Source organism: Inquilinus limosus MP06 (genome assembly GCF_000767795.1).
GTDB classification, from domain to species: domain Bacteria; phylum Pseudomonadota; class Alphaproteobacteria; order DSM-16000; family Inquilinaceae; genus Inquilinus; species Inquilinus limosus_E.
This window is the reverse complement of sequence record NZ_JANX01000326.1, coordinates 1-7,075: the sequence shown is the minus strand read 5'-3', so window position 1 is coordinate 7,075 and position 7,075 is coordinate 1. Positions and strand designations below refer to the sequence as shown.

Here is a 7,075-nt window from a genome sequence, read left to right as displayed (position 1 = left end):
GGACCGATCAGCCCCACGGCCATCCTCGATCAAGGCCGGCTCTCTTCGATCGACAGCCTCCTCCCCCTACCCCCCTCCCGCAAGGGGAGGGGGAGGATTAAAAGGGATGGGCCGGAGCGAAGGAACGCCCTATCGCGGAAACCGCAGCAGCGATTCCAGGCCCTTGCGGCCGCGGGCCAGCAGGCGCTCGCGGGCATCGCCCTGGGGCGGGTCGCCGGCGGCGCCGCGCAGCACCGCCAGCAGCCGCTCCAGCACCAGCTGCGCCTCGCCGGTCATGCTGGTTGCAGGGGTCGAGGTAGAAGTAGTGGTGCTCGACCTCGTGGTCGCGCACGATCACCGGCGGGTCGCCCGCGGCCAGCCGGTCGGCCACGTCCCAGGCGGCCAGCCCGGCCTTGGCCGGGTCGATCGTCACCTTGAGGCGGTCGAGCGGGTTGTCGGTCGGGTCCGGCTCGATCACCGCGGTGACGCCGGGCAGCCCGGCCAGCCCCTCGTGCCACAGCTTCAGATGGCCGTCCTCGCGCGCCCGCGCCGCGGCGTGGTCGCGCTTCTCCCAGGCGTCGAGCGCGGCGATGGTGCCGACCACGCCCTCCTTGCCGACCTTCATGCCGCGGCCGATGCCCCGGTTCTGCAGGAAAGCGGCGCGCACCAGGTCCTCGCGCCCGGCGACGATGCCGGCGGTCGGGCCGCCCAGGAACTTGTGCGCGCTGTAGATCGCCAGGTCCGCGCCCTTGGCCAGGAAGCCGGCCAGGTCGTATTCCGAGGCGGCGTCGACGATCACCGGCACGCCCTTGGCCCGGCAGATCGCGGCGAACTCCTCGAGCGGGATCTGGCCGTATTGGACAACGTGGTGAGAAACCACGTAGAGCGCCGCCGCCGTGCGCTCGGTGATGGCGCCGTCGAGCTGGTAGCCGGCGGCCGAGGTGGCGGTGCCGACCGGCACCACCTTCGCGCCGGCCAGCCGCACCGCCTGGTCGACCGGGGCGCCGTAGCTGACCATGTGGCCGACCTGCAGCAGCACCTCGGTCCTCGGCAGGCCCGCCGTGTCCGGCAGCCGCTCGATCGCCAGCAGGTCGTCACCGGTCATGGCGCCGGCCACGGCCAGGCTGATGCCGGCCGAGGCCGAGGCGGTGACGAAGCCGGCCTCGGCGGCGCAGGACTTCGCGATCCGGGCGCTGGCCTTGCGCTGCAGGTCGGTGATCTCGACGAATTGCGGCAGCACCTCGGCGACGGCCTGCACCGCCTCCGGCACCACGATCGAGGCGCCCAGCGAGGTCATGGTGCCGGAGACGTTGATCACCGGGCGCAGGCCCAGGCGGCGGCGGATATCCTCGTTCGACTTCATGGCTGCACTTCCTCGGACGGGCTGGCGGAGGGGATGGGTTCTGGCGCTGCTCCCCCGCTGTCATTGCCGGGCTTGACCCGGCAATCCAGAAGATGTCGAGACCCTCTGGATGCCCGGGTCAAGCCCGGGCATGACAAGTGGGGGAACGGGGTCAGGTCCATCGGCATCACCGCGCGAATTCGACGACGGCTTCGATCTCGACGGTGATCTGGCCCGGCAGCGACCCCATGCCGACGGCGGAGCGGGCATGGCGCCCGATCTCCGGCCCGAACAGCTCGACGAACAGGTCGGAGCAGCCGTTGATCACCGCCGGATGATGCTCGAACTCCGGCACGGCGTTGACCATGCCGAGCAGCTTGACGATGCCGGTGATGCGGTTGAGGTCGCCCAGCGCCTCCTGCATCACCGCGATCAGGTTGATGCCGGTCAGCCGGGCGTGGCGATAGGCGTCGTGCCGGTCGACCGTGCCGCCGACCTTGCCCCGGTGCTGGCGGCCGTCGGGCTCGGTCGGCCCCTGGCCGGACAGGAACAGGAGCTGCCCCGTGATCCGGTGGGTCTCGAAATTCGCGACCGGCGGCGGCGCCTTGGGCAGCGTGATGCCGAGCGCGGCAAGGCGGTCGTAGACATTGGGCATGGTCAGTCCGTGGTCGTTTGGTCGTTCAGTTCGGCGTCGCGGATGCAGGCGACGAAGCGGCCGGGCTCGCGTTCGGCCAGCGGCGGCACCGCCTGGGCGCAGGCGTCGACCGCCATCGGACAGCGGGTGCGGAACACGCAGCCGGAGGGCGGCGCGATCGGGCTCGGGATGTCGCCCTTCAGGATGATGCGGTCGCGCCTGGCCCGAGGGTCCGGCACCGGCGCGGCCGACAGCAGCGCCTTGGTGTAGGGATGGCGCGGCCGGTCATAGACCAGGCGGGTCGGCCCCTTCTCCATGATCCGGCCGAGATACATCACCACGATCTCGTCGCAGAGATAATCGACCACGGCGAGGTCATGGGCCACGAACAGCAGCGTCAGGCCGAGGTCGCGCTGGATGTCCTGGATCAGGTTCAGCACCTGGGCCTGGACCGAGACGTCTAGGGCCGAGACCGGCTCGTCGGCGACGATGAAGTCGGGCTCCACCGCCAGGGCGCGGGCGATGCCGATGCGCTGGCGCTGGCCGCCGGAGAATTCATGGGGGAAGCGGCGCTGGTGGTCGGCGTTCAGGCCGACGCGCTCCAGGAGCTCGCCGATGCGCTGGCTGCGGCGGCCGCGGGCCAGACTGTGCGTGTCCAGCGCCTCCCCCAGGATCTCGGCCACGCTCATGCGCGGGTTGAGGCTGGCATAGGGGTCCTGGAACACGATCTGCATCCGCCGGCGCCAGGCGCGGAACTGCTTCTCCGGCAGCGCCGTGACGTCGGTGCCGTCGAACATGACGCGGCCGCCGGTCGGCTCGATCAGCCGCAGCACGGCCCGGCCGGTGGTGGTCTTGCCGGAGCCGGATTCGCCGACCAGGCCGACAATGCTGCCGCGCCGGATCGACAGGCTGACATTCTCGACCGCGCGGACGACGCGGCCGCCGCCAATCGGGAAATGCACCGACAGGTTCTGCACGTCGAGCAGCGGCGCGGCGGGATCGGTCGTGGTGCGGAGGGCGGCGGCGGTCACAGCTGGTCGATCCTCCGGCAGCGGGAGCGGTGGCCGGCCTGCACCGCGGCGAGGTCCGGCACCGCGGCCTCGCAGGGCGCCTCGGTCAGCGGGCAGCGCGGGGCGAAGGCGCAGCCCGGCGGCAGGGCCATGACGCTGGGCACGGTGCCGGGGATCGGCTGCAGCCGGGCGTCGTCGTGCCTTCCGCCAGTGCGGGCGTTGGGGATGCAGGACAGCAGGCCGCTGGTGTAGGGGTGGCGCGGCCGGTCGAACAGGTCGAGCACCGGCGCCTCCTCCACCACCCGTCCGGCATACATCACGGCGACGCGGTGAGCGATCTCGGCCACCACGCCCATATTGTGGGTGACGAACAGGATCGACATGCCGATCTCGGCCTGCAGCCGGCGCAGCAGGTCCAGGATCTGGGCCTGGATGGTGACGTCCAGCGCCGTGGTCGGCTCGTCCGCGATCAGCACCGACGGGTTGCAGGACAGCGCGAGCGCGATCATCACCCGCTGGCGCATGCCGCCCGACATCTGGTGCGGATAGTCGTTCAGCCGCGACGCCGCCGCCGGGATCTCGACCAGCTCCAGCATCTCCCTGGCGCGGGCCATCGCCGCGGCCCGGCCGGTGCCCTCATGCAGCTGCACCGCCTCGGCGATCTGGTCGCCGACGGTGAACAGCGGGTTCAGACTGGTCATCGGCTCCTGGAAGATCATCGCGATCTCGGCGCCGCGCAGTCTGCGCAGCAGCGCCTGCGAGGCGTGCGCCAGGTCGTGGGTGGTGCCCTTGCGGTCGCGGAAGCGGATGGCGCCGCTCTCGATCCGTCCCGCCGGCTTGGGCAGCAGGCCCATGATCGACAGGCTGGTGACCGACTTGCCGGAGCCGCTCTCGCCGACGATCGCCAGCGTCTCGCCGCGCGCCAGGTCGAAGGTGACGCCGTCGACCGATTTGGCGACCCCGTCCCGGCTGTGGAACCAGGTCCGCAGATCCTCGACCGCGAGGACGATGTCGCGGCTGGACGCGCTCATCCGTGGATCGCCGGGTCGAACAGGCGCGCGGTCTTAACAGACTTGGTGCCGAGGATGGCGTGGCGCGGCGTGAACAGCTTGTCGAGCGTGGCGCTGTCGCCGGAGGAATCCGGCAGCGTCACCGACGCATCCTCCAGCCCGAAGACGGTGAAGTCCGCCTCCACCCCGACCTTCAGGTTGCCCGTTTCCGGCAGCCCGACGACGGAGCGCGGCCGGGTGCTGGCGGCGGCCACCACCTCGACGAAGGGCATGCCGACGGCCAGCAGCTTCGACATGGTGGTGGCCATATCCCAGACCGGGCCCTCGATCGACCGCAGATGCAAATCGGTGGAGATCGAGAACGGGTTCAGCCCGCGCTCGATCCCGGCCCGCGCCACCTTGAAGGAGAAGGACGCGCCGCCATGGCCGACATCGAGGCGCACCCCGGCCTCGGCCACCTGTTTGGCGATGCCGAACAGCTCTTCGTCCTCCAGGATGTTGCCGCCGGGCTTGCCATGGAAGCAGTGGGTCAGGACGTCGCCGGGGGTCAGCACCGCCAGCACCTCCTCCAGCAGCGGCGGCGGCTCGCCGACATGGACCATCAGCGGCAGGCCGCTGATCTTCGCCACCTTCTTGGCGATCTTCACCGGGGTGATGCCCCAAGCGCCGGTCACCGTGCTGCAGGCCCGGCACTTGATGCCGCGGATGATGTCGCGGTTGGCCTCGATCACCGCCAGGGTGCGGGTGATGTCGATCGAGCGCTGGTCGATCAGCTCGCTGACCCGGTTGCAGGCGACCAGGCCGATCGAGCCGATGTTGAGGAAGGCGACCACCCGCTCCGCCGCCGGCTCGGCGATGAACTCGCGGAAGCCGACGAAGTTGCCCTCGCCGGCCGAGCCGGCGTCGACGATGGTGGTGACGCCATGCGCCAGCCCGCCCTGGGACGGGCGGATCGAGATGTCGGTGCCGCCGTGATAGACATGGGCGTGCAGGTCGGCCCAGCCAGGCGACACCCAGCCGTCGCGTCCGTCGACGATCTCGGCGTCGGCCGGGGCGTCGAGCTCCTGCCCCACCGCGGCGACGCGGCCATCGGCGACCAGGATGTCGAGCGGGCCATCGTCCGGATGATCGGGGAAGCCGGCCGGGCGGGCCGAGCGGATGAGGACGGTCATCACAGTTCCTTGCGGAGACGGGGGTCGAGAATGTCGCGCAGGCCGTCGCCAACCATCTGCAGCGACACCACCGACAGCACGATGGCGAGGCCGGGGAAGACCATCATCCAGTCGGCCGAGCCCATATATTGCTGGCCGGCATTGATCATGGTTCCCCAGGTGGGGATTTCGGGCGAGACGCCGACGCCGAGGAAGGACAGGCCGGCCTCGGCCAGGATGGCGTAGGCGAAGATGAAGGTGCCCTGCACCAGGATCGGCGACCACAGGTTGCGCAGGACATGGGCGGTGACGATCCGCCAGGTGGAGACGCCGAGCGCCCGCGCCGCCTCGACGAAGGGCAGCTCGCGGATCACCAGGGTCGAGGCGCGGACGATGCGGGCCAGGCGCGGCGTATAGACGATGCCGAGCGCCAGGATGACGTTGACCAGCGACGGCCCCAGCGCCGCCACCAGCGAGATCGCCAGCAGGATGTCCGGGAAGGCCATCATCGCGTCGATCACCCGGGCCACCACCTTGTCGGCCGACCGGAAGAAGCCGGCGACGAGGCCCAGCACGATGCCCAGCACCGAGGACAGGATCACCACGGCGAAGCCGACGAACAGCGACAGCCTTCCGCCATAAACGGCGCGGGTGAAGACGTCGCGGCCGAACTCGTCAGTGCCGAACCAATGCGCGCCGCTGGGCGGCTTCAGCCGGTTCACGATCGACAGCTTCTGCGGCGCGTAGCTGGTGATGTACGGCGCGAAGGCGGCGGCCAGCACCAGCACGACCAGGATGATCAGGCCGATCATCGCGGTCTTGCGGCGCAGCAGCAGGCGGGCGAGCTTGATGCGCTCGCCGGCCACGGAGGCGGAGGCGGTCGCGGCCATCAGGTGCGCACCCTCGGGTCGACGAAGAGGTAGAGGAGATCGATGGCGAGGTTGACCAGGACGTAGAGCGCCGCGATCACCAGCAGCGCCCCCTGGATCACCGGATAGTCGCGCCGCAGCACGCCGTTGACCACGAGGTTGCCGACGCCCGGCAGGCCGAACACCGTCTCGGTGACGACAGCGCCGGAGACCAGCAGCGCCGTGGTCAGGCCGATCACGGTCAGGATCGGGATCAGCGCATTTTTCAGCGCGTGCTTCAGCACCACCCGCCGCTCCGGCAGGCCCTTGGCGCGGGCGGTGCGGACATAGTCGTCGTTCAGCACGTCGAGCATGCTGGCCCGGGTGAAGCGGGTGATGAGGGCGGAGTTGACGAGGCCGAGCACGATCGCCGGCAGCACCAGATGGCTCATCCGCTCGAGGAAGGTCGCGCCCGGCCCGCCATAGCCCGCCACCGGGAACCAGCCGAGCTTGACCGCGAAGATCTGCATCAGGATCAGGCCCAGCCAGAAGCTGGGGATGCTGGCGGTGAACATCGACAGGGTCAGCACCGACTGGTCCAGCGCCGAGCCGCGCCAGACCGCCGAGGCGATGCCGACCGGCAGCGCGATGGCGACCGCGATCAAGATCGACAGGATGGCCAGCATCAGGGTCGGCTCGGCCCGGTCGCCGATCGCGTCCAGCACCGGCTGGTTCAGGAAGATCGACTGGCCCAGGTCGCCGACCGCGATCTGGCCCAGCCAGGTGACGTATTGCACCGGCAGCGGCTGGTCGAGGCCGAGCTTGGCCCGCAGTTCGACCACGTCCGAGGGCTGGGCGTCGGGGCCGAGCATCACCGCGGCCGGGTCGCCCGGCGTCACCCGGATGATGACGAACACGACCGTCGCCACGATGAACATCACCGCGACCATGCCGATCAGGCGATTGACGATGTAGGAGAGCATGGCTTCAGCGCGCTCCGGGACCACACTCTGTGAGTCCCCCCTCCCCTCGCGGGAGGGGGTTAGGGGAGGGGGTTGTCGAGCGAAGAGACCGAAGGCGCCGGCTCCGGCGGCACGAACC

At 70.4% G+C, this 7,075-nt stretch carries 7 protein-coding genes; all 7 read right to left on the bottom strand.

Annotated features, from left to right (window positions below; translation table 11 throughout):
* Window positions 1–97 precede the first annotated feature (97 nt).
* Window positions 98–1,342, bottom strand: a complete 1,245-nt coding sequence (locus P409_RS21740) for an aminotransferase class V-fold PLP-dependent enzyme (protein ID WP_081991688.1) — start codon at window positions 1,340–1,342, stop codon at window positions 98–100.
* 166 nt (window positions 1,343–1,508) lie between these two features.
* On the bottom strand, window positions 1,509–1,976 hold the full coding sequence (locus tag P409_RS21735; RefSeq protein ID WP_034843594.1) for a RidA family protein: 468 nt from the start codon (window positions 1,974–1,976) through the stop codon (window positions 1,509–1,511).
* A gap of 2 nt (window positions 1,977–1,978) precedes the next feature.
* Window positions 1,979–2,986, bottom strand: coding sequence for an ABC transporter ATP-binding protein (locus P409_RS21730; RefSeq protein WP_052121129.1), 1,008 nt, complete (start codon window positions 2,984–2,986; stop codon window positions 1,979–1,981).
* Window positions 2,983–3,996 (bottom strand): ABC transporter ATP-binding protein, encoded by a 1,014-nt coding sequence (locus P409_RS21725; RefSeq protein ID WP_034843592.1) that lies wholly within the window; start codon window positions 3,994–3,996, stop codon window positions 2,983–2,985. Before P409_RS21725 ends, P409_RS21730 begins: the two co-directional genes overlap by 4 nt.
* A complete protein-coding gene (locus P409_RS21720; RefSeq protein WP_034843590.1) occupies window positions 3,993–5,147 on the bottom strand; it encodes an amidohydrolase/deacetylase family metallohydrolase in 1,155 nt (384 codons plus the stop codon). Before P409_RS21720 ends, P409_RS21725 begins: the two co-directional genes overlap by 4 nt.
* The gene (locus P409_RS21715; protein ID WP_034843588.1) at window positions 5,147–6,016 is read right to left on the bottom strand and encodes an ABC transporter permease; all 870 of its coding nucleotides are present in this window, start codon (window positions 6,014–6,016) and stop codon (window positions 5,147–5,149) included. Before P409_RS21715 ends, P409_RS21720 begins: the two co-directional genes overlap by 1 nt.
* Window positions 6,016–6,957: an ABC transporter permease gene (locus tag P409_RS21710; protein WP_034843586.1), complete on the bottom strand. Its 942-nt coding sequence runs from the start codon at window positions 6,955–6,957 to the stop codon at window positions 6,016–6,018. The genes P409_RS21715 and P409_RS21710 overlap by 1 nt, the downstream gene beginning before the upstream one ends.
* Between the last annotated feature and the right edge of the window lie 118 nt (window positions 6,958–7,075).